Source organism: Nocardiopsis sp. LOL_012 (genome assembly GCF_048060475.1).
In the GTDB taxonomy this organism is placed as follows: domain Bacteria; phylum Actinomycetota; class Actinomycetes; order Streptosporangiales; family Streptosporangiaceae; genus Nocardiopsis.
In genome coordinates this window covers 1-1,037 of sequence record NZ_JBHMIV010000098.1, presented here as the reverse complement: position 1 = coordinate 1,037, position 1,037 = coordinate 1, and the positions used below count along the sequence as shown (strand labels likewise).

General features: G+C 72.9%; 2 protein-coding genes. Both read right to left on the bottom strand.

Features of this window, described 5'->3' with window-relative positions:
• Nucleotides 1-180, bottom strand: a 180-nt coding sequence (locus ACFHWE_RS23605) for a condensation domain-containing protein (RefSeq protein WP_416604072.1), incomplete at its 3' end; no start/stop codon positions are given.
• 198 nt (nt 181-378) lie between these two features.
• Nucleotides 379-1,037, bottom strand: a 659-nt coding sequence (locus ACFHWE_RS23600) for a phosphopantetheine-binding protein (RefSeq protein WP_416604071.1), incomplete at its 5' end; no start/stop codon positions are given.

The following is a 1,037-nucleotide window of genomic DNA, read 5'->3' as shown; positions in this document are numbered from 1 at the left end:
GGGGAACACGGTCCGCAGCGCCTCGTGCCGCTCCACCACGTCCCCCAGCGCCGCCTCCAGGACACCGGCGTCCAGACCACCGCGCAGCCGCAGCACCACCGGGATGTTGTAGGTGGCGCTCGGCCCCTCCAAACGGTCCAGGAACCACAGTCTGCGTTGAGCGTATGAAAGGGGAAGCATGTCGACCCACCTGTCGTCCCGCCTTGACCGGCGCTCGTGTTCTTCTTCTCGTCTCAGCCGACCCTAGGAAGGGGGGACGCTCCCGACGGGCAGGTCCCGGAGGAGGGTCGGCGGCAGTTGGGGATCTGGGCGGGCACGGAAACCGCCGGGTACGGCGGTCGGCCGTGCCCGCCCGGGACGGACGGGGACGGCTCCGGGTCAGAGCCGTGCGCCCGCCCGTGTGCGGCGGCTCAGCTTGGGGCGTGAGCGCCGCGCCGGGGTCGCCTGGGAGACCTTGTGGGCCAGTTCGGCGACCGTCGGGGCCCGGAACAGGTCCTTCAGCGTGATATCCACGCCGTGGGAGGCCCTGATCCGTGTCGTGAGCCGTGCGGCGAGCAGGGAGTGCCCGCCCAGGTCGAAGAAGGAGTCGTCGACGGTCACCGACTCCAGGCCGAGGAGCTCGGCGAACAGCGCGCACAGCTCCTCCTCGCGCTCGTCGCGGGGGGCCCGGCCCCGCGAGAGCGCCCCGAAATCGGGCTCGGGCAGCGCACGCCGGTCCAGCTTCCCGTTGGCCGTCAACGGCAACCGCTCCAGCACCACCACCGCCGACGGCACCATGTGCTCCGGCAACACCTCCGACAGCGCGGACCGCAGCCCGATACCGCCGCGCTCCTGCACGTCCGGTGCCGCCCCGTCTGTGAACACGGCGTAGCCCACCAGGCGCCTGTCGCCGGGCCGGTCCTCCCGGACCACGACGGCCCCCGCAGAGATCCCCGGCAGGGCGGTGAGCGCCGTTTCGACCTCGCCGGGCTCGATCCGGAAGCCGCGGACCTTGACCTGGGCGTCGGCCCGGCCCACCACCACCAGCTCACCGCCGG